This is a genomic window from Synechococcus sp. CS-1332 (assembly GCF_025127995.1).
GTDB lineage: Bacteria > Cyanobacteriota > Cyanobacteriia > PCC-6307 > Cyanobiaceae > Cyanobium.
In genome coordinates, this window is sequence record NZ_JAHLYP010000037.1 from 12,138 (window position 1) to 37,958 (window position 25,821).

The 25,821-nt window shown below is 70.2% G+C and carries 27 protein-coding genes, 2 tRNA genes and 1 other RNA gene; 14 read left to right on the plus strand and 16 right to left on the minus strand.

The annotated features are described in order from the left end of the window. Positions 1 to 6: 6 nt before the first annotated feature. From KQ305_RS07175 to KQ305_RS07185, 3 genes are read right to left on the minus strand one after another with little or no spacing between them, the layout of a single operon-like run. Positions 7 to 1,386, minus strand: a complete 1,380-nt coding sequence (locus KQ305_RS07175) for an FAD-binding oxidoreductase (protein WP_259724733.1) — start codon at positions 1,384 to 1,386, stop codon at positions 7 to 9. Further along, the gene (locus tag KQ305_RS07180; protein ID WP_399230901.1) at positions 1,379 to 2,674 is read right to left on the minus strand and encodes a cytosine deaminase; all 1,296 of its coding nucleotides are present in this window, start codon (positions 2,672 to 2,674) and stop codon (positions 1,379 to 1,381) included. Before KQ305_RS07180 ends, KQ305_RS07175 begins: the two co-directional genes overlap by 8 nt. After that, entirely contained in the window at positions 2,671 to 3,105 is a 435-nt protein-coding gene (locus KQ305_RS07185; RefSeq protein WP_259724734.1) for a DUF4359 domain-containing protein, read from the minus strand. Before KQ305_RS07185 ends, KQ305_RS07180 begins: the two co-directional genes overlap by 4 nt. Before the next feature lie 42 nt (positions 3,106 to 3,147). Here KQ305_RS07185 and KQ305_RS07190 point away from each other — a divergent pair. Continuing rightward, positions 3,148 to 3,220: transfer RNA gene (locus KQ305_RS07190), tRNA-His, on the plus strand. A 14-nt stretch (positions 3,221 to 3,234) separates the two neighbouring features. Here the strand turns inward: KQ305_RS07190 and KQ305_RS07195 are convergent. Both KQ305_RS07195 and KQ305_RS07200 read right to left on the minus strand, forming a co-directional pair. Next, positions 3,235 to 4,314, minus strand: a complete 1,080-nt coding sequence (locus KQ305_RS07195; RefSeq protein ID WP_259724735.1) for a DUF1611 domain-containing protein — start codon at positions 4,312 to 4,314, stop codon at positions 3,235 to 3,237. Beyond that, positions 4,301 to 5,380: a dipeptide epimerase gene (locus tag KQ305_RS07200; RefSeq protein ID WP_259724736.1), complete on the minus strand. Its 1,080-nt coding sequence runs from the start codon at positions 5,378 to 5,380 to the stop codon at positions 4,301 to 4,303. Before KQ305_RS07200 ends, KQ305_RS07195 begins: the two co-directional genes overlap by 14 nt. A 78-nt stretch (positions 5,381 to 5,458) precedes the next feature. Here KQ305_RS07200 and miaB point away from each other — a divergent pair, with 78 nt between their 5' ends. The 5 genes from miaB (at position 5,459) to ftsZ (ending at position 10,617) form a co-directional block, all read left to right on the plus strand. Then, on the plus strand, positions 5,459 to 6,868 hold the full coding sequence (miaB, locus tag KQ305_RS07205; protein WP_259724737.1) for a tRNA (N6-isopentenyl adenosine(37)-C2)-methylthiotransferase MiaB: 1,410 nt from the start codon (positions 5,459 to 5,461) through the stop codon (positions 6,866 to 6,868). Between the two features lie 26 nt (positions 6,869 to 6,894). After that, the gene (locus KQ305_RS07210) at positions 6,895 to 8,007 is read left to right on the plus strand and encodes a D-alanine--D-alanine ligase family protein (protein WP_259724738.1); all 1,113 of its coding nucleotides are present in this window, start codon (positions 6,895 to 6,897) and stop codon (positions 8,005 to 8,007) included. Next, positions 8,004 to 8,414, plus strand: a complete 411-nt coding sequence (locus KQ305_RS07215; RefSeq protein WP_259724739.1) for a hypothetical protein — start codon at positions 8,004 to 8,006, stop codon at positions 8,412 to 8,414. The genes KQ305_RS07210 and KQ305_RS07215 overlap by 4 nt, the downstream gene beginning before the upstream one ends. A 41-nt stretch (positions 8,415 to 8,455) precedes the next feature. Beyond that, positions 8,456 to 9,310, plus strand: coding sequence for a cell division protein FtsQ/DivIB (locus tag KQ305_RS07220; protein ID WP_259724740.1), 855 nt, complete (start codon positions 8,456 to 8,458; stop codon positions 9,308 to 9,310). 215 nt (positions 9,311 to 9,525) lie between these two features. After that, a complete protein-coding gene (ftsZ, locus tag KQ305_RS07225) occupies positions 9,526 to 10,617 on the plus strand; it encodes a cell division protein FtsZ (protein WP_259724741.1) in 1,092 nt (363 codons plus the stop codon). Between the two features lie 17 nt (positions 10,618 to 10,634). Here the strand turns inward: ftsZ and ffs are convergent. Then, positions 10,635 to 10,731, minus strand: an RNA gene (ffs, locus tag KQ305_RS07230) — signal recognition particle sRNA small type. Positions 10,732 to 10,775: 44 nt separating this feature from the next. Here ffs and panB point away from each other — a divergent pair. Beyond that, positions 10,776 to 11,609: a 3-methyl-2-oxobutanoate hydroxymethyltransferase gene (gene panB, locus KQ305_RS07235; protein ID WP_259724759.1), complete on the plus strand. Its 834-nt coding sequence runs from the start codon at positions 10,776 to 10,778 to the stop codon at positions 11,607 to 11,609. Here panB and hemW read toward each other — a convergent pair. Next, complete coding sequence (hemW, locus tag KQ305_RS07240) at positions 11,530 to 12,753, minus strand: radical SAM family heme chaperone HemW (RefSeq protein ID WP_259724742.1); 1,224 nt, start codon at positions 12,751 to 12,753, stop codon at positions 11,530 to 11,532. The genes panB and hemW overlap by 80 nt on opposite strands. 93 nt (positions 12,754 to 12,846) lie before the next feature. Between hemW and KQ305_RS07245 the strand changes: the two genes are divergently transcribed. From KQ305_RS07245 to cbiB, 6 genes are all read left to right on the plus strand, one after another. Next, positions 12,847 to 14,010 carry a PIN/TRAM domain-containing protein gene (locus KQ305_RS07245; protein WP_259724743.1) on the plus strand — a complete coding sequence of 388 codons (1,164 nt, stop codon included), beginning with the start codon at positions 12,847 to 12,849 and terminating at the stop codon, positions 14,008 to 14,010. Between the two features lie 31 nt (positions 14,011 to 14,041). Continuing rightward, a complete protein-coding gene (locus tag KQ305_RS07250; protein WP_259724744.1) occupies positions 14,042 to 14,713 on the plus strand; it encodes an ATP-dependent Clp protease proteolytic subunit in 672 nt (223 codons plus the stop codon). 77 nt (positions 14,714 to 14,790) lie between these two features. Then, the gene (locus tag KQ305_RS07255) at positions 14,791 to 15,402 is read left to right on the plus strand and encodes an ATP-dependent Clp protease proteolytic subunit (RefSeq protein ID WP_259724745.1); all 612 of its coding nucleotides are present in this window, start codon (positions 14,791 to 14,793) and stop codon (positions 15,400 to 15,402) included. Between the two features lie 53 nt (positions 15,403 to 15,455). Further along, complete coding sequence (ilvC, locus tag KQ305_RS07260) at positions 15,456 to 16,451, plus strand: ketol-acid reductoisomerase (protein WP_259724746.1); 996 nt, start codon at positions 15,456 to 15,458, stop codon at positions 16,449 to 16,451. A 10-nt stretch (positions 16,452 to 16,461) separates the two neighbouring features. After that, positions 16,462 to 17,508, plus strand: a complete 1,047-nt coding sequence (locus KQ305_RS07265; protein ID WP_259724747.1) for a hypothetical protein — start codon at positions 16,462 to 16,464, stop codon at positions 17,506 to 17,508. Beyond that, entirely contained in the window at positions 17,505 to 18,503 is a 999-nt protein-coding gene (gene cbiB, locus KQ305_RS07270; RefSeq protein ID WP_259724748.1) for an adenosylcobinamide-phosphate synthase CbiB, read from the plus strand. The genes KQ305_RS07265 and cbiB overlap by 4 nt, the downstream gene beginning before the upstream one ends. On the opposite strand, the gene KQ305_RS07275 is transcribed toward cbiB, so the two are convergent. Beyond that, positions 18,497 to 19,213 carry a sugar transferase gene (locus KQ305_RS07275; RefSeq protein WP_259724749.1) on the minus strand — a complete coding sequence of 239 codons (717 nt, stop codon included), beginning with the start codon at positions 19,211 to 19,213 and terminating at the stop codon, positions 18,497 to 18,499. The two genes, cbiB and KQ305_RS07275, sit on opposite strands and share 7 nt — an antisense overlap. A gap of 65 nt (positions 19,214 to 19,278) precedes the next feature. After that, a complete protein-coding gene (locus KQ305_RS07280; RefSeq protein WP_259724750.1) occupies positions 19,279 to 20,472 on the minus strand; it encodes a glycosyltransferase in 1,194 nt (397 codons plus the stop codon). A gap of 107 nt (positions 20,473 to 20,579) precedes the next feature. Between KQ305_RS07280 and KQ305_RS07285 the strand changes: the two genes are divergently transcribed. Beyond that, positions 20,580 to 20,822: a hypothetical protein gene (locus KQ305_RS07285; protein ID WP_259724751.1), complete on the plus strand. Its 243-nt coding sequence runs from the start codon at positions 20,580 to 20,582 to the stop codon at positions 20,820 to 20,822. A 57-nt stretch (positions 20,823 to 20,879) separates the two neighbouring features. Here the strand turns inward: KQ305_RS07285 and KQ305_RS07290 are convergent. The 7 genes from KQ305_RS07290 to KQ305_RS07320 form a co-directional block, all read right to left on the minus strand. Then, positions 20,880 to 20,964: transfer RNA gene (locus KQ305_RS07290), tRNA-Ser, on the minus strand. A gap of 23 nt (positions 20,965 to 20,987) precedes the next feature. Next, complete coding sequence (locus KQ305_RS07295) at positions 20,988 to 23,018, minus strand: ComEC/Rec2 family competence protein (RefSeq protein ID WP_259724752.1); 2,031 nt, start codon at positions 23,016 to 23,018, stop codon at positions 20,988 to 20,990. Between the two features lie 181 nt (positions 23,019 to 23,199). Beyond that, on the minus strand, positions 23,200 to 24,084 hold the full coding sequence (locus KQ305_RS07300) for a bile acid:sodium symporter family protein (protein WP_259724753.1): 885 nt from the start codon (positions 24,082 to 24,084) through the stop codon (positions 23,200 to 23,202). A 5-nt stretch (positions 24,085 to 24,089) separates the two neighbouring features. Further along, the gene (locus KQ305_RS07305) at positions 24,090 to 24,260 is read right to left on the minus strand and encodes a hypothetical protein (protein WP_259724754.1); all 171 of its coding nucleotides are present in this window, start codon (positions 24,258 to 24,260) and stop codon (positions 24,090 to 24,092) included. A 94-nt stretch (positions 24,261 to 24,354) separates the two neighbouring features. Further along, on the minus strand, positions 24,355 to 24,786 hold the full coding sequence (locus tag KQ305_RS07310) for a DUF1622 domain-containing protein (RefSeq protein WP_259724755.1): 432 nt from the start codon (positions 24,784 to 24,786) through the stop codon (positions 24,355 to 24,357). A gap of 3 nt (positions 24,787 to 24,789) precedes the next feature. Next, entirely contained in the window at positions 24,790 to 25,032 is a 243-nt protein-coding gene (locus tag KQ305_RS07315) for a formylglycine-generating enzyme family protein (RefSeq protein WP_259724756.1), read from the minus strand. 26 nt (positions 25,033 to 25,058) lie between these two features. Beyond that, positions 25,059 to 25,821 (minus strand): sulfatase-like hydrolase/transferase (locus tag KQ305_RS07320; protein ID WP_259724757.1); only part of this gene is annotated, 763 nt, incomplete at its 5' end.

Consider the following 25,821-nt stretch of genomic DNA (forward strand, 5'->3'; position numbering starts at 1 on the left):
GCACCCCTACCCTGTCCAGCCCCTAAGTTTGCCGGGATTCATCAATCCGGCCGGGTCGTAGGCGGCCTTGGCCGCCACCTGATCGGCGTCCACCACTCCGAGGCCGCCGTCCTCGACCGTGATCACGTGGGGGTTGAACGGCACCGCCCCCAGCTCGCGGCACTGGGCGACAAGGTCGGCCAGGGCCTGGGGGCCCTGCCAGCGCACCAGGGGCAGGGCCGTCAGCCGCGGTGCCCCCTGGTGGCGCACCGCCTCCAGGTGCCAGAGCACGTCGCTGCCCCAGCGCTGGCGCACGGCCTCCAGCAGCGGCGCCTCCGGCCGGGGCAGGAGCAGCTGCAGGTAGGTCCAATCGGGGGCCTGGGCCCGCCAGTGCAGGGTGGTGTGGTTCCAGGTGAGTTCCCCCAAGGGCAGGCCCCGCCCACGGCCCGCCTCCGGCCGGCTCCCCTGCCAGCGGAGCTGGCCGCCCCGGGCCGCCAGCCAGCCCGGCAACAGTTCGAGGCTGTCGGGGGCGGCATGGAGCAGCAGCCGGTGCTCACCGGGACCAGCGGCGGGACAGCCGGCCGGCCAGGGCATCCGCTCCGCCACCGGGGACTCCAGCAGGCAGAGGGCGTTGAGCAGCAGGGCCGTGGTCGGCAGCTGGCGGGAGGCCTCCAGGGCCGCCTCCCAGCTGCTGAATCCCACCACCAGCTGCTGCCAGGCCACCGCCTCAGTACTGGCTAGCCGCAGGGCCGTGATGATGCCGTTGGTGCCGTAGGCATGGTTCAGGGGCGCGCTGGCGGCGGCGTCGAGCCGCAGTAGCCGGGGTTCGGCTTCCAGCGTCACCACCTCCAGCCCCAGCAGGTGGCCGGGATCACGCAGGAAGCCCCAGCGCAGCGACCCCAGCCCGCCCGATCCACCGGCGATGAAGCCACCGAGGCTGGAGCTGCGATAGGTGCTCGGGACCAGCCGCAGGGCCCGACCGTGGGCCGCCAGCTGGCTGTCCAGGTGGGCCAGGGTGCAGCCGGGCTCGGCCTCCACGATGCCACTGTCCGGATCCACCGACCGCAGCCGATTCAGCCCACTCAGGTCGAGCACCAGACCACCGGCCAGCGGCACGCACTGGCCGTAGTTGCCGGTGCCGGCGCCCCGCAGCGTCAGCGGCACCCGGTGGCGGGCGCAGGCCCCGGCCACCGCGATCACCTGCTCCAGCCGCTCCACCTTCACCGCCAGCTGGGCGCAGCGGCCCTTGAGCAGGGGCTCCAGCACGGGCGAATAGTCGTGGAAGTCGGCCGAGAGCCGGCCCAGCTCGGCCGCGGAAAGGATCGGCGTCAATACCAGTGGGCTGGCGCTCAGTTCGGCGACCAGGGCCCGGATCCGATCGGGTTCGACCGGTCTGAAGTCATCCATGGCAGGCGGCCAGCGATGGGGACGGTTCTTCGCAGGGGGGAGGGTCCAGCCAGCGGCCGGCCCGCAGCACCCGCCGCCGGGGGGGACGGGCCAGCAGCTCGCCCCAGGAGGAGGCGCCCAGCACCAGGAGATCGGCCGGGGACCCCTCCCGCAGGACCCCGTCCCATTCGAGGCCCAACAGCTGGGCCGCGGCGGTGCTGAAGGGGCTCAGGCCCAACCGGCGCCAGGGCACCAGGTGGCTGGCGGCCAGGCTGAAGCGCAGCAGGGCGATCGGATCGAAATCCCCCCCGGGGAACCAGGGATCCTGCACGTTGTCGCCCCCCACGGCCACGGTCACGCCGGCCTCCTGCAGCTGGCGGATCGGGGCCTGGGGGCGCAGCGACGGGGTGCGGCGATGCTGTTTGCCGAGTAACCACAGGTTGGTGGAGGGCAGGGCCACCACCCCCACCGCCGCGGCCGCCATTCGCTCCGCCAGGCGGCGGCAGGGCCGATCGGCCAGCAGGCCCATGCTGCTGGCATGGCTGCAGGTGAGCCGCACCACGATGCGGTGCCGCAGCAGCAGGTCGCTCACCAGGGCCACGCCCCGGCCGTGGTTCTTGTCGCTTTCATCCACGTGCAGGTCCACCCCGCAGCCGAGGCGCTCCGCCAGCCTCAGCAGGGCCAGCAGCGCCGCCCGGTCGGCCGGGGTGGAGCGGAAGGGGGCGCCGAGCACCCCACCCAGCAGGCCGCCGCGGGCGGCCACCCAGGCGGCGAAGGCCTCACCCTCGGGGGTTTGCCAGTGACCCACAGGCACCATGGCCACCAGCTGCAGCTCCACCCGGCCCCGCCAGCGGCGGCGGAGCTCCAGCAGCACCTCCCAGCTGGGGGCGGCCCAGGGGCCAAGGCTGTCGATGTGGCTGCGGATGGCCCGCAATCCGTAGCGCCAGGCCCGCTCCAGGGCCCGCTCCCCCCGCCATCGCACCGCCTCGGCCTGCCGCTCGGCAGCCTCCCGTCCGTTCGCCGCCATGGCCCCGGCCATGGTGCCGTCGGGATTGGGGAAGGCTGCAGCGCTGAAGGCCTTATCAAGGTGCGCATGGGGCTCCACCAGCGGCGTCAGCGCCAGGGGCAGGGGGGCGCCGGAGCCAGCGGCCAGCCCATGGATGGCCCGGATCCGGCCGTCGGCCTGCTCCAGACGCACCGCCACCAGCCCCTGGTCGTCAGCGGCCGGTAGCCGAAGGTGGGGATCGAGCAGGGCCCTGGGGAGGCGCATCGGCGGCAGCAGGCCGGCCGGCGGCGGCGCTTCGCTCACGGCATCGGGCTCCCCGGCGCGCTTTCGCCGGCGGTGAGCAGCACGAAATGGCCAGCGATCGCCAGGGTGACGGCGTCGTAGCGGGGGATGCTCCAGTTGGGCAGCACCTTCTCGCCGCCCAGCCGGGTGCCGTAGAGGCTCAGCAGGCCGAAGTTGTAGCGACGCGAGTTCTCCCGTGCCAGACGGCCCAGCACCTTGCGCTGGGATCGCACCAGTTCCGGACAGTTCTGGATCAGCAACCGGGCCAGCAGCGGCAGGCCTTCGTTCTGGCACAGCTCCTCGCTGGCCAGTTCAGTGAGCTTCTCAGCGGCGAACTCCTCGAAGGCGGCGGGGCCGGGGTTGGTGACGGCCAGGCCGATCAGGCCCGCCGAGACGGCGGTCAGGCCCAGGAGGCCGGAAACGGTGCGGGTGGCGGTGGTCGGCGGTGGCAAGGGGGGCCGGCAGGCTCGCTTGATACATTGGCAAAGACCGCGGCGGGCGTCGCCAAGTGGTTAAGGCAGTGGCTTGTGGCGCCACCATTCGGGGGTTCGAGTCCCCTCGCTCGCCCTTCAGGCCCGGCGCTACGGCGTCGGGCTTCTTTCTTGGCCCAGCAGCAGGTCCAACAGGGCCTCGCCGCCCTGCCGCACCGGATCGGCGCAGGGCAGCCCCGTTTCCGCGGCCGTGGCCTTCAGTGCCTTTGCCGCCGCTGTCCCGTCGAGGTGGGAGGTGTTGAGGGCGATGGCGACCACCCGGGGCGGCGCCCCCGAGCCCGCCGGCCTGGCCAGGGCCGCCAGGGCCTCGACGGCAGTGACCAACTGACCAAGGGGGGGGAGGGGGAAGGCCTCCAACCGCTGCACCGTGCCCTGCCCGGCCCGGTGCACCAGCAGCAGGTCGGTGGGCTGGCTGCCGCGAATCAGGGGCAGGGTGGCGCTGGAGCCCGGGTGGCAGAGGGATCCCTGCCCCTCGATCAGCACCAGGGTGTCCGGGCCTGCGCTGGTGGCCGCGGCCAGTACCGCCCCTTCCACGGCGCCGGCCGCGTAATCAATGCGGACGGCGTCGAGGGCCACCCCCCCGCCACTGATCAGGATGCCGGCCTGGCCGGTGCCGACAAAGCGGGTATCGCGGCCACGGCGCCGTGCGGCCGCCTGCAACTCCAGACAGGCACTCATTTTGCCCACGGCCATGTCCGTGCCCACGGCCAGCAAGCGGCGGCCCAGCAGCCCGGCGGAGCGGCCGGAGGCCACCGTCAGATCGGGGGGCTCCCGGCGCAGATCCCAGATCCAGCATCCCGGCTGCACCAGGGCCGCCAGGGCCGGATCGTCCCCGAGGCGGCTGTGCAGACCGCTGGCCAGCGACAGGCCCGCCGTCAGGGCGGCCGCCACATCGGCGCCCATTCCCTCAGGCAGGCGGCCGCCGGAGGGGGCGAGTCCCACCACCGCCACCTGCGGGCCGTAGGGGAGGGCCTCAGCCAGGGAGCCCACCACGGGCACGGCCCGCTCGATCCCGGTGAGCTGCTGCAGATCGGCGCCGGTGTGGTCCGGATCCACCACCGCCACGATCGGCCCGCGGCGGTAGCGGAGCATCGCCAGACCCGTCTTGCCGCTGAGGTTGTCCAGGCCCCCGTGCTGCAGCAGCACGATCGGGACGTCAGAGCCGAGCACGGATCACCCCCAGCCCAGGGGACGCGGCGGGCCGCAGCCGATCGCCTTCGAGGACGGGCCCGACGAAGGGGTCATCCACCAGGTTCAGGTGGCTGTCGAGGTCCGGCCAGCGCACCAGGGGCAGCAGCTGGGCGGCGGCGCCGTTGAGCAGGGCGCTGTCGGAGTAGCAGCCCAGCATCACGCCGAGCCCCAGGCGTTGCGCGGCCCTGGCCATCAGCAGGGCCTCCGACAGCCCGCCGCTCTTGAGCAGCTTGATGTTCACCCCATCGACGTAGGGGGCGAGCCGCACCAGGTCGACCAGGTTCCAGCAGCTCTCATCGGCCACCAGGGCGATGGGGCAGTCGAGCTCCAGGGCGGCGAAGGCGGCGCAGTCGGCCTCCGGATCCTCCAGGGGGGCCAGGGGCTGCTCCACCAGCACCACGCCCTGCGCATCCAGCCAGCCCAGCATCGGCAGGGCCTGCTCCAGGCTCCAGCCGCCGTTGGCATCCACCTGCAGCTCACAGGCCACCCCATGGCTCTGGCGGTGCCGCTCCAGCGCCCGGGCCACGGCCTGCACCAGCGCCCGGTCGTGGTCGAGCCCCTCCGGGCTGCCCAGCTTCAGCTTGATGCGGCTGGCCGGCAGCTGGCCCCACCAGCGCTCGAGCCGCTCCAGCACCGCCGCCTCGCTGCCCAGGCCAAGGGTGACGCTGGTGGGGCTGATGGCGGCTTCGTCGAGGCCCCAGAGCCGCCACAGCGGCTGCCCCAGTCGCCGTCCCCACCAGTCGTGCAGGGCCAGATCCACGGCGCAGCGGGCCGGGGGCGACAACGGCTGCAGCAGGGGCTCGAGGGCCTGGAGCGGTTCCGGCCCAAGGGCTTCGAGGGCCGGTAAGAAGGCCTCCAGCTCAGCCGCCAGGGCTTCGGTGCTGAAGGCCCGGTGGCCCGTGTCGAAGCCACCGGTTTCGCCGAGGCCGGTGCAGCCGTCGTGCTCCAGCTCCAGCAACAGGTGCTCCACGGCGCCGGTGGTGCCGCGGCTGATGGCCAGGGGCACCGCCTTGGTGAGGGGAAAGCGGCTCAGACGGCAGCGCATTCCAGAAAGGGGCCGGGGGGTTCACGCTGCCACAGCCTCCCCGCTGGCGGCGATGGGGCGATAGCGGAAACTGGATCCATGACAGCCACCGTTTCCGGCCCGCAGGCCGACCAGGCGCCCTCGGCACGGCGCGGCAGCTACTGGATCACCACCTTCGGCTGCCAGATGAACAAGGCCGATTCCGAGCGCATGGGCGGAATCCTCGAAGCCATGGGCTATACCCCGGGCAACGACGAGCACACGGCCGATCTGGTGCTCTACAACACCTGCACGATCCGGGACAACGCCGAGCAGAAGGTCTACAGCTACCTGGGGCGGCAGGCCCAGCGCAAACGGGTCAACCCCGGCCTCACCCTGGTGGTGGCGGGCTGCGTGGCCCAGCAGGAGGGGGAATCCCTGCTGCGCCGGGTGCCGGAACTGGATCTGGTGATGGGCCCCCAGCACGCCAACCGGCTCGAGGCCCTGCTCACCCGGGTGCAGACCGGCCAGCAGGTGGTGGCCACCGATGAGCACCACATCCTCGAGGACATCACCACGGCCCGACGGGACAGCGCCGTCTGCGCCTGGGTGAACGTCATCTACGGCTGCAACGAGCACTGCACCTACTGCGTGGTGCCGGCGGTGCGGGGCCGGGAGCAGTCCCGCCTGCCCGAGGCCATCCGCCTTGAAATGGAGGGGCTGGCCGCCCGGGGCTTCCGGGAGGTCACCCTGCTGGGCCAGAACATCGACGCCTACGGCCGTGACCTGCCCGGCATCACCGCCGAGGGCCGGCGGGCCCACACCCTCACCGACCTGCTGGGGACGGTGCACGACGTCCAGGGCCTTGAGCGGATCCGCTTCGCCACCAGCCACCCCCGCTATTTCACCGACCGGCTCATCGACGCCTGCGCCGACCTGCCCAAGCTCTGCGAGCACTTCCACATCCCCTTCCAGAGCGGCGACAACGCCGTGCTCCGGGCCATGGCGCGCGGTTACACCGTGGAGCGTTACCGGCGGATCATCGACCGCATCCGCCAGCGCCTCCCCGATGCGGCCATCAGTGCCGACGTGATCGTGGCCTTCCCCGGCGAAACCGACGCCCAGTTCCGCCGCACCCTTGAGCTGATCGAGTCGATCGGCTTCGATCAGGTCAACACCGCCGCCTATTCGCCGCGGCCGGGCACCCCGGCCGCCGACTGGCCCGACCAGCTGCCGGAAGCGGTGAAAGTGGAACGGCTGCAAGAGGTGAACGCCCTGGTGGAACGGGTCGCTGCGGAACGCAGCGCCCGCTACCTGGGCCGCCAGGAGCAGGTGCTGGCCGAGGGGGTCAACCCCCGGGATCCGGATCAGCTGATGGGCCGCACCCGCACCAACCGCCTCACCTTCTTCGCTGCCGACCCCGGCGATGGCCGGCCCTACGCGCCGGGGGATCTCGTCGATGTCTTGATCGAGACGGTGCGGCCGTTCAGCCTCAGCGGCCGGCCCCTGGGCCGGGAGCCGGTTCACTGATACGTTTGGCCGTCTTTCCTGCGCCGATGGCCCCCCACCCCACCCGCGTCGGCCTGGTGTTCGGGGGAGCCTCCGGTGAACACGCCGTCTCGATCCGCTCGGCCCAGACCGTGCTGCGCGGGCTGCGCAGCGGCGCCAATGGCGAGCGCTACCGGGTCAGCTGCTTCTACATCGATCGCCGTGGCGGCTGGTGGCCGGAGGCCGTGGCGACGGCGGTGCTGGAGCGGGGCCTGCCCGCCGACGCCCACGATCTGCCCGGCCAGCCGGAGCTGGGCGGCTTCCGGGGCTTTCCGGAAGGGGCCCTGGAGATGGAGGTGTGGTTTCCGGTGCTGCATGGCCCCAACGGAGAGGACGGCACGGTCCAGGGGCTGTTCACCCTGATGGGGGTGCCCTTCGTGGGCTCCGGAGTGCTGGGATCGGCCCTGGGAATGGACAAGCAGGCCATGAAGGCGGCCTTCGCCGCCGCCGGCCTGCCCCAGGTGCCCTACGCCTGTGTCGAGGCGGCCGAGCTGGCCAGCCCCGGCGACCGGGAGGCCCTGCTGGAGCGGCTGGAGGGCCAGCTTGGTTACCCCTGCTTCGTCAAGCCCGCCAACATGGGCTCCTCGGTGGGCATCAGCAAGGCCAGCGACCGTGCCTCGCTGCTCACGGGCCTGGAGCTGGCCGCGGGCCTTGACCCGCGCCTGGTGGTGGAGCAAGGGGTGAAGGCCCGGGAGCTTGAATGCGCCGTTCTGCAACGCCGCGGCGGCCAGGGGGATGGGCTGATGGCCTCGGTGCTGGGGGAGATCCGCTTCGATGCCGACTGGTATGACTACCAGACCAAGTACAGCGACGGCCTCAGCCACACCGTGATCCCCGCCCTGGTGAATGAGGCGGTGAGCGATCGGGCCCGGGCAATGGCGCTCGACGCCTGCCGGGCGGTGGCGGCGGGGGGGCTGGCCCGGGTCGATTTCTTCTATGACGAGGCCACAGGCAGCCTCTGGCTGAACGAGATCAACACCCTGCCGGGCTTCACGAGCCAGAGCATGTACCCCATGCTGTGGGAGGCGAGTGGATTACCACTCCCCGACCTGGTGCACCAATTGGTGCTGGGCGCGGGAAGATCGGAGCTGCGGATGAACGTGGAAGGAACGGCAGCATGATCCATGGCCTGCTGTGGCTGCCCCTGCTGGCGGCCTTCGTGCTCCTGGTGGCCCTCGGCTGGATCGAGCGGCGACGGCAGCAGCTGTTCCGCGACTGGGCCAGCGGCGCCGAACTGGCCAAGCTGGATGGCTGTGGGGCCGCCAGACTCGTCGAGGGGGAACTGAGCTGGAGCCGGTTCGTGGCCGGCAGCTTCCAGCCGGTGGGCGGCTTCAGCATCAAACGTCTGGAAATGGTCGAGCTGCTCTCGCTCAGCTCCGGGGAGGCCCCCCTGACCGAGGAGAGCGAAGGGGCCTGCCGGCTGCGGCTGGTGGGTGGCGGCCTGCAGGAGGAGCTGCCCTTCGCCGATGCCCGCCGGGCCCGGACCTGGATGGACGAACTCATGGCCCGCTCCCGCTGCGAGCTGTGAAGCAGGCCCCCTCGTCGCAGGGAGCGCCCCCGTCGCCGGGCGTGCCGCTGCCACCGGGTGTACTGCGCCGCAAGGAATTGCGTCGTCAGCGCCGCAGTGAGCGGCTGCGCCTGCTCTGGCGCAGCCTGGTCTTCAGCGCCGTCTCCGCCGGCCTGGGCTATCTGCTGCTGCGGCAGGGCTGGACCCTGCGGGAGCCGGCCCAGGTGGAGGTGATGGGCAGCGCCGTGGTGAGTCGCGACCAGGTGATCACGGCGGCCGGTCTGCGCTTCCCCCAGCCCCTGATGGCCCTGCAGCCCCGCGAAGTCGCTAGCGACCTGATGGGGGCCCTGCCGGTGGAGCAGGTGAAGGTGAGCCGGCTGATGCTGCCGCCGCGGCTTCGGGTGGAACTGAAGGACCGGGAAGCGGTGGCCCGGGCCGAGCGGCGCACGGACCGCGGGCCGGAGATGGGCTTCGTCGATGGCCTGGGCAACTGGATGAGCATTCGCCAGCACATGGGGGTGCACAGCCAGGGCGACCTGTCCCTGCTGGTGGTTGGCTGGAACGCCCGCCACCGGGCCGTGCTGGCCCGGGTGCTGAAGGAACGGGAGGTGCTGGGTCCCGGTCTGCGCGAAATTCGCTTCGAACCGGACGGCAGCCTGTGGCTTTCCACCACCCAGCTGGGGCAGGTGCGGCTGGGCCCCCCCGACGCCCGCCTGCCCCGGCGTCTGGAGGTGGTCGCCCACCTCAGCCGCACCCTGCCGGCGAGCATGAAGGGAGCCCCGCCGCAGCTGATCGATCTGAGCGATCCCGAACAACCCGAGCTGAGCCTGGGCACCAGGGGCGGATCCGCTGCGCCGCCCCGTCCCCCCAAGCCCAGTCCCTCCCAAGCGCGCCCCGCCCAAACCGGCACCCAGTGAGGGATCTCAGCCGCCCCCACCCAGCCAGACAATCCTCACAGGCCGTTGCGCCCTGAGGCGATTCAGTCCAATGTGATCTATCGGCAACTTTGGCTGAGCTGAGCACCGACATAATGCAGCCGCAGATCAACGGCCACACCCCCGCTCCCGCGATATCGCGCGATCAGGACCGCCCGTACCAAGTCGATCTTTTGTCCCCGCAGGAGCCCCACGCGATGAGCCAGACCTCGCCCAGCAGCAACGGGATCGTCCCGAGCCAATCGGCCCGGATCGAGGTGATCGGCGTGGGGGGAGGCGGCAGCAACGCGGTCAACCGGATGATCGCCACGGATCTCACCGGGGTGGGCTATCGGGTGCTCAACACCGACGCCCAGGCCCTGCTGCAGTCAGCGGCGGGCCAGCGCATCCAGCTGGGTCAGAAGCTCACCCGTGGCCTGGGCGCCGGCGGCAACCCGGTGATCGGCCAGAAGGCGGCCGAAGAATCCAGGGCCGATCTGCAGCAGTCACTTGAGGGCGCCGATCTCGTCTTCATCGCCGCCGGCATGGGTGGCGGCACCGGCACCGGCGCGGCGCCGATCGTGGCCGAGGTGGCCAAGGAGTGTGGCGCCCTCACCGTGGCCATCGTCACCAAACCCTTCGGCTTCGAGGGCCGCAAGCGGTTGCGTCAGGCGGAGGAGGGCATCGCCCGCCTGGCCGAGCATGTCGACACGCTGATCATCATTCCCAACGATCGGCTGCGGGACGCCATCGCCGGCGCACCGCTCCAGGAAGCCTTCCGGGCCGCCGACGACGTGCTGCGCATGGGCGTGAAGGGCATCACCGACATCATCACCAGGCCGGGGCTGGTGAACGTCGACTTCGCCGACATCCGCTCGGTGATGGCCGATGCCGGCACCGCCCTGCTGGGCATCGGCGTGGGCTCCGGGCGTTCACGGGCCATCGAGGCGGCCCAGGCCGCCATGAGCAGCCCCCTGCTGGAGTCGGCGCGCATCGACGGTGCCAATGGCTGTGTCATCAACATCAGCGGCGGCAGGGACATGACCCTGGAGGACATGACCACCGCTTCCGAGGTCATCTATGACGTGGTGGACCCCGACGCCAACATCATCGTGGGCGCGGTGGTGGATGAATCAATGGAAGGCGAGATCCACGTGACGGTGATCGCCACCGGCTTCCAGAGCGGTGGCCACTACCGGCCGGAGCGCACCCCCACCGCAAGCTTCGCCGACAACCTCACCCACTCGCCCGAGGAGCGGGGAGCCATGATCCCGCCGTTCCTGATCAATCGCCAGAACCGGGTCGACTGACGTCCCGGTTCGAAGAGGGTGACCCGGAATCCACGCCTGCCCTGAGCATCCCGTGTGGCTGCTCCCTTCCGGTCCTGACCAGATTTGGGCGTCAGAGCCGCGTGGGTCCGAGTCGGGACGATGCTAGCAATGCCCCCTCCGCCCACCTTGCCGTGCCCCTGCGTCCCGCTGATCTGACCCGGCGCAAGCAGGGGGGGCTGGCAATCACCATGCTGACGGCCTGGGACGCCCTCTCCGCCGCCGTCGTGGCCGGCGCCGGGGTGGATGCGGTGCTGGTGGGCGACTCCCTGGCGATGGTGGTGCTCGGCCATGCCACCACCCTGCCGGTCACCCTCGAGGAGATGCTCCACCACTGCCGCGCCGCCGGCCGTGGGCTCGCGGCAGCGGCAGCGCATCATCCGCCGCTGCTGATCTGCGACCTCCCCTTTCTCAGCTACCAGTGCGGTGCCGATGAGGCGGTGGCGGCCGCGGGCCGGGTGCTGAAGGAAACCCCCGCCGTAGCGGTGAAGTTGGAGGGGGCCGAACCCGAGACCCTCACCGTGATCGATCGGATGGTGCGCAGCGGGATTCCGGTGATGGGACACCTGGGGCTGACCCCCCAGTCGGTGCATCAGTTGGGCTACCGGCGCCAGGCCGGGGATCCCGTCAGTCAGGAGCGGCTGCGGAGACGGGCCCTGGCTCTACAGGAGGCCGGCTGTTTCGCCCTGGTCATCGAGCATGTTCCAGCGGAACTGGCCAGCGAGCTGAGTGCCTCCCTGGTGATCCCGGTGATCGGCATTGGCGCCGGTGATGGCTGCGACGGCCAGGTGCGGGTGACGGCCGATCTGCTGGGCCTCACAAGCCGGCAGCCCCCCTTCAGCCCCCCCCTGATGGAGGGCCGGGCCCTGGCGGTGGAGGTCCTCGGGCGTTGGGTCAGGGAGCAGGGGCCGGCTGCCGCTCCAGCGCCAACTCCTGCCACCAGGCCAGCATCTCCCGCAGCACCCCATTGCTGAGGGCCAGCCCCGCCGGATCCGCCAGGCGCCAGCGGGGCCCCTCGACGCACAACAGGCCCCGCCGCTCGTAGGCCCCGAGCCGCTCCCGGAGCGCCTTCACCTGGGACGCCTCCAGGCGCTCCTGGCGGGCCAGCCGGTCCATGTTCACCCCCTCACGGCAGCGCAGGCCCACCATCAGCCGCTCGTCGAAGGGCAGGCCTTCCTCAGCCTCAGCCGGCTCCTCCACCTGGGCGGCCAGAGCCACGGTGGCCGCCAGCGCCGTCGCATAGCCCTCGCGGGTGCGGGGGTGGGCCCGCCGGCGACCGCGGGGGGCCCCGGTGGCGCCCATGCCGAACCCCCACCAGCCAGCACCGCTCCAGTAGACGCGGTTATGGCGCGAGGCGTGGCCAGGCAGGGCGTAGTTCGACACCTCGTAGTGGCCGTAGCCGGCAGCCGTCAGCCTGGCCCAGGTCAGGTCCATCAGATCGGCGGCCAGATCCTCCGATGGCAGGGCCAGCTCCCCGCGCTCCAGACGCCGCTCGAAGACCGTGCCAGGCTCGATGCTCAGGTCGTACACCGACAGATGGGGGGGCTCCAGGGCCAGGGCCTCACTGAGCTGGCCGTCCCAGTGGGCGACGTTCTGACTCGGCAGCCCCTGGATCAGATCCAGGCTCCAGCTGACCAAGGCCCCCCGCCGATGGACCTGGCGTAACCAGCCGGCCGACTCACGCAGCTCAGCCCCCCGGTGGCGGCGTCCCAGGTCCGCCAGCACGCCATCGTCGAAGCTCTGCCCACCCAGGCTGACGCGGTTGATCCCCGCGGCCAGGTAGCCCGCCAGACGGGCCTCGTCAAAGCTGGCCGGATCAAGCTCCAGGCTCAGCTCCGCCCCCGGCGCCAGGCCGAAGCGGCGAGCCAGGGCCTCCAGGATCCCCGCCACCTGGGCGCTGCTGAGCAGCGAGGGGGTACCGCCGCCCAGATACACCGTCGCCAGCGGCGGGCCGCCGGGGGAGGTGGCGATCTCCCGGTGCAGCAGGCTCAGGTAGGCGGCGACCGACCCGGACGTGGCCCCGTCGGCCCTGTCGCCGAGGGGCACCACCGGGAAATCGCAGTAGAAACAGCGCCGGTGGCAGAAGGGGATGTGGACGTAGGCGGATCGGGGATCCATCACGGGCGGTAATCCCAGGGACCCAAACGGCGGAAGATCGGCCAAGCTTCTCTGCATATCTGCAGGGCGGCCAAGGCGTCGGGGTTTCGAAGCATGGTGGACACCCTCATCTTGCTGCTGTTCCTGATCTCAGGGGGAGCCACCGGCTGGCTCGGCGTCGATCTGCTGCCAGAGCAACTTCTGGTGGAGGTCACCAACCCGGAGGGGCTGCGCTCGGTGATGGGTGGCTTTGGTGCCTTCTTCGGCCTGATCGCCGGTATCTTCTTTCAGCAACTGCGCCGGCGGCTGATGGCCCAGGTGCGCAGCATGCCCACCGACCTGCTGATCAGCCGGGCGGTGGGCCTGATCCTCGGCCTGCTGGTGGCCAATCTGCTGCTGGCGCCGATCCTGCTCCTGCCCCTGCCCTGGGAAGTGGTGCTGGTGAAACCACTGGCGGCGGTGCTCAGCAACGTCTTTTTCGGGGTGCTGGGGTACAACCTGGCGGAGGTGCATGGCCGCACCCTGCTGCGCCTGTTCAACCCGGCCAGCACCGAGGCCCTGTTGGTAGCTGATGGGGTGCTGCTCCCCGCCAGCGCCAAGATCCTCGACACCAGCGTGATCATCGACGGCCGCATCCGGGGCCTGCTGGCCTCCGGTCTGTTGGAGGGCCAGGTGATCGTGGCCCAGGCCGTGATCGACGAACTCCAGGCCCTGGCCGACTCCTCCAACAGTGAAAAACGGGCCAAGGGGCGCCGGGGTCTGAAGTTGCTCACCGAACTGCGCGAGGACTACGGCCGCCGGCTGGTGCTGAACAGCACGCGCTACAGCGGCAACGGGGCTGACGACAAGCTGCTCAAGCTCACCGCCGACACCGGCGGAACGCTGCTCACCGCCGACTTCAACCTGGCCCAGGTGGCCCAGGTGCAGGAGCTGAAGGTGCTCAACCTCAGCGAGCTGGTCATCGCCCTTCGCCCCGAGGTGCAGCCCGGCGATGGGCTCCAGCTCAAGATCGTGCGGGAAGGCAAGGAGGCCGACCAGGGCGTCGGTTATCTGGAGGACGGCACGATGGTGGTGGTGGAGGATGCCCGCCGCCGCATCGGCGAGCGTCTGCCTGTCACCGTCACCGGTGCCCTGCAGACGCCCACCGGCCGCATGGTCTTCGCCCGCTGCGACCGCAATCAGGACCGTCCCGGGGAGCGGGGCAACGGCCGGGGCCTCGACAAGCAGGGTGGGAAACCCGTCGCCGTGCAGGAGCACCAGCCTCCTGGCCCCGGCTAGGCTCCTGCCTCAAGAGTGCTGGTGAGCGCGGATGACGGTGTCGGCCCCCTACTACGGCGATTCCGCAGCGATGCGCACGCCGCCGCCGGATCTGCCGTCCCTGTTGCTCAAGGAACGGATCGTCTATCTGGGCCTGCCCCTGTTTTCCGACGACGACGCCAAGCGTCAGATGGGCATTGATGTCACCGAGCTGATCATCGCCCAGCTGCTTTACCTGGAATTTGACAATCCAGACAAGCCGATCTTTTTCTATATCAATTCCACCGGAACGAGCTGGTACTCCGGTGAAGCCATCGGTTTCGAAACCGAAGCCTTCGCCATCTGCGACACCCTTCGCTATGTGAAGCCTCCGGTGCACACCATCTGCATCGGCCAGGCCATGGGCACCGCCGCGATGATCCTCTCAGCCGGCACCAAGGGCCAGCGGGCCGCGCTGCCCCACGCCTCGATCGTGCTGCACCAGCCCCGCTCCGGCGCCCGCGGCCAGGCCAGCGACATTCAGATCCGGGCCAAGGAGGTTCTGCACAACAAGCAGAGCATGCTGGAAATCCTCTCCGAGAACACCGGCAAGAGGGTCGAGGACCTCTCCCGCGACTCCGACCGGATGACCTACCTGACGGCGGAGGAGGCCAAGGCCTACGGCTTGATCGACCGGGTGCTCACCAGCCGCAAGGACCTGCCGGCGGCCGCCCCAGTGGGCTGAGCCCCGCTGCTCAACGGCCACTGGCCGACCCTTTCCACCATCTCCTCTCCCCGGCTCCGAACGAGAGCCTTCCCGACATGCCCATCGGCACCCCCAGCGTTCCCTACCGCCTCCCCGGCAGCCAGTACGAGCGCTGGGTCGACATCTACACCCGCCTCGGGGTGGAGCGGATCCTGTTCCTCGGTCAGGAGGTGACCGACGGCATCGCCAACAGCCTGGTGGCCCAGATGCTGTATCTCGACTCCGACGACAGCTCCAAACCGATCTACCTGTACATCAACTCCCCGGGCGGCTCGGTGACCGCCGGACTGGCGATCTTCGACACCATGCAATACGTCAAATCCGACGTGGTGACGATCTGCGTCGGGCTGGCGGCCTCCATGGGCGCCTTCCTGCTGGCGGCCGGCACCAAGGGCAAGCGTCTGGCCCTGCCCCACAGCCGGATCATGATCCACCAGCCCCTGGGCGGCACCAGCCAGCGCCAGGCCAGCGACATCGAGATCGAGGCGCGCGAGATCCTGCGCATCAAGGACATGCTCAACCAGTCCCTGGCCGGAATGTGCGACCAGCCGCTGGAGAAAGTCACCAAGGACACCGACCGCGACTACTTCCTCAGCGCCGCCGAAGCCAAGGACTATGGCCTGATCGACCGGGTGATCGCCCACCCCTCGGAAGCGGCGGGCGGCTGAGGCCGGTGCGGACGCACACCTAAAGTCTGCGTTTGCCCTGCCCGCCGCCCGGAATGGCCCAGCTCTTCTACGACTCCGACGCCGATCTCGGCCTGCTGACCGGCAAGACGGTGGCCATCATCGGCTACGGCTCCCAGGGCCATGCCCACGCCCTGAACCTCAAGGACAGCGGTGTCGACGTGATGGTGGGCCTCTACGACGGCAGCCGCTCGGCCGCCAAGGCCCGGGCCGACGGCCTTGAGGTCCTGAGCGTCGCCGACGCCTGCGCCAAGGCCGACTGGATCATGGTGCTGCTGCCCGATGAGGCCCAGAAGGCCGTCTACGCCGCCGAGATCGCGCCCCACCTCAGCACCGGCAAGGTGCTGAGCTTCGCCCACGGCTTCAACATCCGCTTCGGCCTGATCCAGCCGCCCGCCGACGTGGACGTGGTGATGATCGCCCCCAAGGGCCCCGGCCACACCGTGCGCTGGGAGTTCCAGAACGGCCAGGGCGTGCCCGCCCTTTTCGCCATCCAGCAGGACGCCACGGGCAACGCCCGCGCCCTGGCGATGGCCTACGCCAAGGGGATCGGTGGCACCCGCGCCGGCATCCTGGAAACCAACTTCAAAGAAGAGACCGAAACCGACCTGTTCGGTGAGCAGGCTGTCCTCTGCGGCGGCCTGAGCGAACTGGTGAAGGCCGGTTTCGAGACCCTGGTGGAAGCGGGCTACCAGCCCGAGCTGGCCTACTTCGAGTGCCTGCACGAGGTGAAGCTGATCGTTGATCTGATGGTCAAGGGCGGCCTCACCGCCATGCGCGATTCGATCTCCAACACCGCCGAGTACGGCGATTACGTCAGCGGCCCGCGACTGATCACCGCCGACACCAAGGCGGAGATGCGGCGCATCCTGGCCGACATCCAGGACGGCACCTTCGCCCGCAACTTCGTGGCGGAGTGCGAGGCGGGCAAGCCAGAGATGGCCAAAGCGCGCGAGCGCGATGCCGCCCATCCGATCGAACAGGTGGGCAAGGGCCTGCGCTCGATGTTCAGCTGGCTCAAGGCCGCCTGAACCTCTCCCGATGCACAGGCGCCTGCTGACCCTGGCCTGGAGCAGCAGCCAGGCTGGTGGCACCCTCGCCATCGGAGCCACCGCCTGGCTGCTGAGCGGCCTCACCCCGTCACCGCTGGTGAACGGGGTGCTGCCCGCCCTCGCCACCCTGCCGCTGCTGTTGCCCCTGCCCCAGCGGATCCGCCTCGGCTACCTGATCCAGCTGCTCAGCCTGCTGCTGCTGCTGGCCGTGGCGGCCGGTGTGCTGGGCCGTTCGGTGCTGGGGCCCCTGCTGGGCATCGCCCTGCTGGCGATCGGCCTGCGCCTGGCCCAGGAGCCGCTGCAGCGCCAGTTGCACGGCTTCGGGGCGGTGCCGATCGCCGAGTTGCGGGCCGGCGCCGAGGCGGGCCGGCTGGTGGGCAACCTGCTCACAGCCCTGTTGTTCCCCCTGGGCAAGGCCCTGCTCCAGCTGGGCAGCGCCCTGGTCCTGCTGCTGCCCCTGGCGCCGCTGATCGGCGCGCTCCAGGCCGGCGACCGCCCCCAGCCAGACCCCAGCGCCGATCGGGACGGGGAGGCCCTGCGGCTGGAGCCCAGCGGCGTGCTGCAGGGGCTGCTGTTCGGGGGCCTGTTCGCCCTGCTGCCCCTGTGGGTGCGCCAGGAGGCGGCGGGCAACTGCTTTGACTTCGGCCTGGTGCTGACGGCCTACGGCCTGGGCCGCACCGGTGCGGAAGCCTGGGGCCTGCGGCTGCCGCCGCGGCTGCCTTACGTGCTGATGGGCGCCATGCTTTTGGCCACGCAGTTTGTCGGTGGCTGGGGGGGCGTGCTGCTGTTCGTGCCCTTCGGCCTGCTGGCGGCCGTGGCGGACGCCAGTCTGGCGATCGGCGTGGATCCGGCCGGAGACCTGCAGCAGAACTGGAACCGCCTGGAGCGCTCCTCGGCCCTGGGGGGCCTGGTGGGAAGTCTGGGGATGGGCCTGATCGCCCAGGTGATCGGCCTGGCCGGCAGCCTGCCGATCCAGCTGCTGGCGTTCCTGGGGGCCGGAGCCCTGCTGCCCCTGCTGCAACGTCACTGGCGTTGAGCCCCGCCCTGCTCGTGCTGCTCGCCTGCGGGCTGGATCGGTGGCTGGGGGACCCCCTCTGGTGGCCGCACCCGGTCGAGGCCATGGGGTGGGCCATCGGCAGGCTGCGCCGGGCCGTGGAAGCCTGGGCCGGCGACGCCCCGCGGCGCCTGCGCCTGGGCGGGGCCCTGCTTGCCCTGCTGGTGGTCGCCGGCAGCGGCCTGGCGGGCTGGGGGATCGAGGCCCTCGCCAGGCGCGCCCCCCTGGTGGGCACCCCCCTGCTGGTGCTGGGCCTGGCCAGCGCCTTGGCCGGCGGCAGTCTGGCCCGGGCGGTGCGGGACGTGCTGGAGGCGCTACCCGACCTCCCCCTGGCGAGGGCACGCCTGGCCAGGATCGTGGGCCGCGAGGTGAGCCAGCTGGCGGAGGCGGAGATCCTGCGGGCCGCGGCCGAAACCGCCGCTGAAAACGCCGTCGACGGTCTGTTCGCCCCGCTCTTCTGGATGCTGGTCGGGGCGGCGCTGATGGTGCTGGGGCCTTCTCTGCCGGGGCCCCTGGCCCTGGCCTGGAGCTTCAAGGCGGCCAGCACCCTCGATTCGATGCTCGGCTACCGCCACGGGCGCCTGCGCTGGCTGGGCAGCGCAGGCGCCCGCCTCGACGACCTGCTCACCTGGCTCCCCACCCGGCTGGTGGCCCTGAGCCTGCCCCTGGCGGCGGGACACCCCCGTCAGACCCCCCGGTGGTTTAGGGCGGCCCTGAGGGACGGAGCCCCCGACCCCTCCCCCAATGCCGGGGTGTCAGAAGCGGCCTTCGCCCACGCCACCGACGTGCGCCTGGGAGGGGCCAATACCTACCCCGATGGCGTCCGGATCAAGCCGATCCTGGCGGCTGCAGGACGGGCGCCCGATGCGGAAGCTGTGGAGCGGATTCTGGACCTGGGGGTTCGGCTGGAGCTGCTCTGGTTGCTGCTGGCGCTGCCGGCCCTCTGGGGGCTGGCTGCATGGAGCACGCTTCAGTAGGCGCCGCGGTCACGGGGATCGAGCATCACGCTGATCGTGCGCAGGATGATGCGCAGGTCCATCAACAGATTGCGGCGGCGGGAATAGCGCACATCCAGCCGGACCCGTTCGGGGTAGCTGAGGTTGTTGCGGCCGGACACCTGCCACAGCCCCGTCAGACCTGGGCGGACGGCCAGCACCTCATCCATGCGGTTGCCGTAGCGGACCAGCTCACTGGTCACGATGGGACGGGGACCCACCACACTCATCTCGCCCCGAAGAACATTGAGGAACTGGGGCAACTCATCCAGGCTGGAACGCCGCAGGAACTTGCCCAGACGGGTGATGCGGGGGTCGTTCCTGAGCTTGAAATCGTTGCGGAACTCTTCGTCGAGATCAGGGGATTCCGCCAGCAGCTTGGAGAGCAGTCGATCGGCGTCCCGGCGCATGGTGCGGAACTTGATGCAACCGAAACTGCGGTAATCACGGCCCACCCGTTGCTGCACGTAGAACACCGGGCCCCTGGAGGTGACCTTCACCAGCAGGGCCAGGGTGAGCAGCACCGGGGCTCCGAGCGTCAGCACCGCCAGCGAAAAAAGGATGTCGCCACTGCGCTTGACGACGCGATCCCGCTTGGACTGGATGGCGATCAACTCTTCAGCGGTGAACACCTGCGCCGGAGCCGTCACGAGCTGTCTCGTGGCGTAGGAGGTCCCGATGGAAGAGAGCATGGGGGACTGCTTCGATAGATGAAGTTAAGGATCAGCAGGACCGGAACTCCATGGCGGGGGGCCACTCAGGTCAGAGGCACAGGACGGCGGAGGCGGCGACGGTGCTGCTGCCAAAGCCTGTCGAGCAGTTTTTCCACGCGTCCCCGGAAGATCGCCGGGGCAAAGCGCTCCGCCCAGCACCGCTGCTCCTCCGCCGGCAGCGTTCGCCACAGCCGGCCCGCCTCGAAGTACTCCAGGGCCGCCGCCAGGCTGGTGGCGTTCTGCTCCGGGAACAACAGGCCGGTGGGACCTGGCTCCCCCTCCCTGAGGCAGCGCACACTGTCGAGCACCCCGCCCTGCCCGAAGGCGATCACCGGGGCGCCGGCGGCCATCGCCTCCACCGGCGCGATGCCGAAATCCTCCATCCCGGCGTACACAAAGGCCCGCGCCCGCTCCAGCCAGCCCGCCGTCTCCTGATCCGACAGGCGACCAAGGAAGCGGACCTGGGGTCCCGCCATCGCCTCCAGGCGGCGCCGTTCGGGACCGTCGCCAAGCACCACCAGGGGCAGACCGGTGCGGGTAAAGGCTTCCACCACCACATCCACCCGTTTGTTGGGCACCAACCGGCAGAGGCTCACGTACACATCGTCACGGGGCCGATCCCAACGGAACCGCTCCACCGCCACAGGGGGATGGATCACATGGGCGTGCCGGCGCCAGAAGGAGCGGATCCGGCGGGCGGTGAACCGCGAATTGGCCACCAGGGCATCCACCCGGACGCTGCTGACGACGTCCCACTGACGCAGCTGGTGCAGTTGCAGCCGCACCAGGGGACCCAGGGGCCCGCGGGCCAGGGCGGAACGGGCCAGGTAGGGATGCATCTGGTCCCAGGCGTAGCGGGCCGGGGTGTGCACATAGCTGACGTGCAGCTGGTCCGGGCCAGTGATCACGCCTTTGGCAACCAGATGGCTGCTGCTGATCACCAGGGGATGGCCGGACAGATCCAGCTGCTCGATCGCCAGGGGCAGCAATGGCAGGTACTGCTGGACGTGGCTCACCCCCCAGGGCAGCCGCTGAATGAAGCTGGTCTGGATCCTCCGGCCTGACAGCCAGCTGCCCGGCCTGCCGCTCTCCCCGTCCACGAGGGCGAAGAGCTCGGGCGGGGCTCCCCGCTCCACCAGAAGCCGATCGAGTTCCGCCACCACCTGCTCGGACCCACCCACGGACCGGGGTGTGAACCACTCATGCACCAGGGCGACAGGGGTGGGGAAGGCCTCCATGGCAGGCACCGTAGGCGCCAGTATCACGAAAACTCTCAGGCGATTGCCCTTGCGGGTCTCCCTGCCGAAGCTAAGGCGACGACTGGGATGGCGAGAGCCGGGACACGATGGCGATCCGCGAGCTCCTCGAAGATGCCCTGCTGGAGCCTTCCATCGGCGAAACCGCTTGTTTCCGGTGGCATGCCACGTCGGTGGGCATTGCGGCGCTCTGGTGTGACGGCAAGCCGCCGCCGGCCCCGCCCTTCGATGTGGCGCTCAGGGAAGGGCTACAGGTGGGTCTGGATCTGAGCCGGGAAGAACGGGAGTTTCACCAGGTGAAATCGGGCCTGGTGCTGCTGTTCCATTCCTGATTCGAGCCACGGCGTTGAGGGCTGATGTCAACGGCCAGGCTTGCTGATGGAATGAAACGGAGAGGGTGGGATTCGAACCCACGGAAGGTTTCCCTTCAAACGATTTCGAGTCGTTCGCTTTCGACCACTCAGCCACCTCTCCTGACCCTTCGGCCAGGGAGCATCTTACGGAGCGGTCAGCGCGCCGCTCGACCCGCTGGCCCGCCACCCCCGCGGCAGGGGAGCCCCGGCTGGGCCCGGCCCACTGAGCCACAGCTGCCGCGGCCCAAGGGCCAGCAGGGCGCGGTGGTCGGCGGGCCGGGGGCGGACGCCCAGCCACACGGACTCCGCCGCCTTGCCGGCGGACGCCTTTGCAGCCGTTGGTGTTTGGCCCGATCGCCAGCTGGCCAGTGATTGCCGATCGGGCAACAGCAGCCAGTGCTGACGGCCCAGGTGCAGGAGCAGGGCGTGGCTGTCCATGGCCAGGGCCTGCACCGCCAGCCCCCGGCTCGCCAGCCGCTGTCCGGCGGCCAGGGGCGCCGCGCCATCGCCGTAGGCCACCACCCGTCCGGCCTGGTTACTCCAGCAGGCGGGATCGACAGCCGCCACCGGATCCAGCAGCAGGGCCCAGTCGAAGCGAGCCACCCCGAGGCCCTGGGCCAGCTGGCCGGCCTGGCGGCAGCTGAAGCCGTCGGCACGGGTGCTGACCAAGGCGGCGCGGCCCCGGTGCCGGGCCAGCAGCAGGTCGCGGGCGGGACCACCCTCCCCCTGGTGCACCAGCAGCAACTGGTCGCCGCCCAGCAGCACCAGATGCAGCACCAGCACCCCGAGGCCCAGGCTGGCCGCCAGGAAGCGCCGGCGCCGGCCCAGCCCGGGCAGCACCAGACCCAGCAGGGCCAGCGTGAACAGCAGCACCAGCAGGGGCAGGGGCCGGCCGCTCTGCCATTGGGCCATGGGAAGGCCGGCGACGGCATGGGCGAGCTGGAGCAGCAGCAGCGCCAGCCAGCCGAGGGGCACCAGCAGGGGCGCCAGCAGGAAGGGCAGCAGCACGGCCACCACCGCCAGGGCCATGGCCCCGAGGGTGAGCGGCGTGAGCAGGGGGGCCGCCAGCAGGTTGGCCGGCACGGCATAGAGGGGCACCACACCGAAATGGAGCAATTGCAGCGGCAGGGTCCAGAGGCTGGCGGCCACCGGAACCGCCAGGGCGGGCGCCAGCCAGCCCACCCACCAGGGGGCGCTGCCAGAGGCACCACCAGGAAGCCGCTGGGCCAGGGCCTGCTCCAGGGGCCTGGCCGTCAGCACCAGGCCTGCGGTGGCGGCGGCGCTCAGCTGGAAGCCCACGTCGTGGAGCCAGGCCGGCCGCAGCAGCAGCATGCCCGCCAGGCTGAGGCCCAGGAGTCCAAGGGGGCGTGCCCGGCGGCCGCTCTCGAGCAGCACCAGGGCGATGGCCCCCATCAGCACCGCCCGCACCACCGAGGGCTGGGCCCCAGCCAGCATCAGGAACAGGGCAATGGCGCCACCGCCCAAGGCCAGCCGCGTCCAACGGCCAAGGCCCCGGCCCAGGGCCAGGACGGCGCCCAGCAGAACGCTGAGGTGGAATCCAGAGGCCGCCAGGGCATGGGAGAGCCCGGCGACGCGAAAATCGGCGCGCAGTTCGGCCGGCAGGGGCACCACGGCGCTGCCCAGCACCAGGGCCGCCAGCAAGCCGCCCTGCTCCGGACCCGCCGCGGCCATGAAACGGGCGGCGATGATGCGGCGCAGGTCGGCGATCGGGGTGGCGGGCCGGCTGAGCACCTCCAGCTGCTCCACCGTCAGACGGGTCCAGCTGCCCTGGCGGGCCAGGCGCTCGGCGGGTCCGGCCAGCAGGGGGTGGGGGGCCGGCCGGGGGCGCCGCAGCTGTCCGCTCACCCGCACGCCCCAGCCCTCGCGCAGGGCCGGACAGGTGCTGAAGCTGAGCTCGCTGCGGCCCCCTGCCGTCTGAAGCAGCACCCGGCAGGGACCGGCCAGGCCAGCGTGGGCAGCCGCTTGGGCGGAAGGGGCGGCCCCTGCGGCCACAGGATCGCTCAACAGGTGGCCTTGCAGGAGCGCCGGCTGGGGGCCATCGGCCCCGGCGAGCAGCCGCAACGGATCCCCGGCGGCGGGCTGGAGCGGCCGCAGCTGGGCCTGCACCAGCACCGCGAGCAGGAGCAGCAGCGGCAACAGGGGGGAACGGAGCATGCTCCAGGGTTCCCGGTGGCGGCGGTTGTGCTGGCGGTGGCGGTGCCGCCTACAAGGCTGGAGTGAATTCTGTACAGCCTGTACAGGTTGGCGCACGACGCCGAAGGACAGGCGCCACCGCCGGGGCAACGCCAGCAGCGTGCCGAAAACCAGCCACCAGAACGGCTGATCAGCCACATCATTAGCCGCAGGGCGCCAGCTCCCGCTGCTGCCATTTCAGGAACAGGGTGGTGACGATCACCGTGATCAACACGTAAGCCAGGATCCCGGGGATCAGATCGGGCATGCCCTTGCCGTAGGTGAGGGCCAACTGGGCCGCCAATCCCGTGTTCCGCATGCCCGTCACCAGGGCAACGGTGCGGCGCTCAAGGGCATCCGCTCCAGCCAGGACGTAGCCAATCGCCAGACTGAGCACGCTGAGGACGGCCATGGCGGCCAGGCCCACCAGGTTCTGCTGCAGGAACGGCAGCAAGTGCTTGCCGCTGAGCACCACCAACGCCACGATCATCAGCAGCAGCAGGGCCGTGGCCAGGCTGCCGAGGGTCTGGCTGCAACGCTGGGCCAGCTGCGGCTTCCACTGCCCCAGCAGCACGCCGGCGATCACCGGCAGCACCTGCACCTTCAGCACCTGCTCCGCCACCTGGGCAGGAGTGATTCCCCAATCAACCATCTCCCAGCCGCGCAGGCCGGCGCCGGCACGGAACACGATCTCCAGCAGCGGAATCGTGACGATGGCCAGCAGCGCCGCGGCGATCTGCAGCCGCGCCGCGAGTTCGGTGGTGCCGCCACTGCTGCGCACCCGGAACAGGATCAAAGGAGCACTGGGACACGCCAGCATCAAGCCCATGGCCACCCAGACCGGCCGACTCAGCAGGCCATGCAGGGGCAACAGCACCAGCGCCAGACCGGCCAGGGGCACCAGGACGCAAGTGCCGAGCATCACGCGCCAGAGAAAGGCTGGCCGATCCCTGAGCAGCAGAAACGGGTACTGCTTCAACCCCAGACCGAGGCTGAACATCAAGGTGACGATGGTGGCTGTAACCAGCGCGGCGGCGGCTTGGGGCATGGACGTCAACCGAGAGGGGAACCCATCACCAACAGAACAAACGCGAAGACACCGATGAGCGTGAGCGCCATCGCCATGAAGGTGCTGATCGAATGCTGATCGGCATAGAGAAAGTCGTTGCGCCGGATCAGTTTGAGCGTGCGCAGGTGCTGGCGAGTTGCCGTGGCCATCGCCACGATTCCGACCCGCAGGTGCGGATCCAGGCCATCATCGTGCGCTCTGCCGCCGCCCTGTGGCGCTCCTTGGCCAGTTCGTTGTTGAAGTTCGACATCAGGGAAGAGAGATATCGGTGGGAGAACCTGGCTGGTTCTGTTGGCGCTGGGCGTCCTCGAACTTCAGTTCCAGTTCCACTTCCCGGCCCAGGAAGATGTTGAGGAACGTTCGAATCACGGCGATGACACCCAGCTGGATCAGGTTCTGATTCGAGGGTGCGGTGGTGGTGGCCACGATATCGGCGGCCAGCTGAAACTCCAGGGCCATTGACAGCCAGCTGCCGAAGGTGAGGCGGAGGCTGTTGAACCGCCGGCCCGGGGGCTGGCGACCGTGGACCAGGCGCAGCGATTGGTGCAAGTTCAAGCGCACGGCCTGGCGCAGCGTGGCCGCGAAGCCCAGGGCCACGCACACCAGCGACACGCCTTCCAGCACGAACCGCAGCCCAACCGCGAACCGATCGAGCCACTCGATCAGGGGAAGTTCCGGCATGGTTCAGCTCCTCACAAGACAACGAAAGCCCATCTGACAAGTGGAAGTGTCGTTCCCCTGGGCCATGCGGGCAGCGGGCCGGTACTGCCACCAGCCATAGGGATCGCCCGTGCCGATCGGTCCGGGCGGTGGCACGAACACGATTGAGGCCGGAGCCTCCTCCGGGTCGTGGTGGACGGAGCCCATCAGGAAGCTGCCTGCGGGGATCCAGACCATGTCCCGCGCCAGGGGGCGCCCCGGCGTCATGGCGCGACCTGCATGGTGGCTCGCCCTCAGTGACCGCCGCTGGCGGCGGAGGTCATCTTGTTCATCACCTCCTCCAGGGAGAAGCTGGCGGCCTTCTGGCGGGGTGGGTAGGCCTGGAAGGTGGCCAGGAATCGGCCCACGATCGTCTGGGCCGGCACCAGCGCAAAGGCGTGGTCGAGCATCCAGTCCCAGTAGGTGTTGGAGGTGATGTCGGCCCGCTCGTAGGGGTCGGTGAGCAGGTTGAAGATCTTCGGCAGACGCAGGACAGTGAAGGGTTCGGCCCAGATCTGACAGGTGCCAGGCTGACGCTGCTCCATGAAGACGAACTTCCAGTTGTCGTAGCGCAGACCGGTGAGATCGCCGTCGTCGGAGAAGTAGAAGAATTCCACCCGGGGGCTCTTGTCGCTCTGCCCGGTCCAGTAGTCGAGCATGTTGTAGCCATCCAGGTGGATCTTGAAGGTTTTCGATCCCACCGGATGGCCCTCCAGGAGTTTCTCCTTGATCTCCGGTTCCCCCGCCGCCGCCACCAGGGTGGGCAGCCAATCGAGGTGGCTGACGATGCCGGTGAACAGGGTGCCGGGCGCAATCTTGCCAGGCCAGCGCACCAGGGCAGGCACCCGATAAGCCCCTTCCCAGTTGGAGTTCTTTTCGTTGCGGAACGGGGTCATGCCGGCATCGGGCCAGCTGTTCATGTGCGGGCCGTTGTCGGTGCTGTACATCACGATCGTGTCATCGGCGATGCCCAGCTCATCGAGCAGGTTGAGCATCTCGCCGATGCAGTTGTCGTGA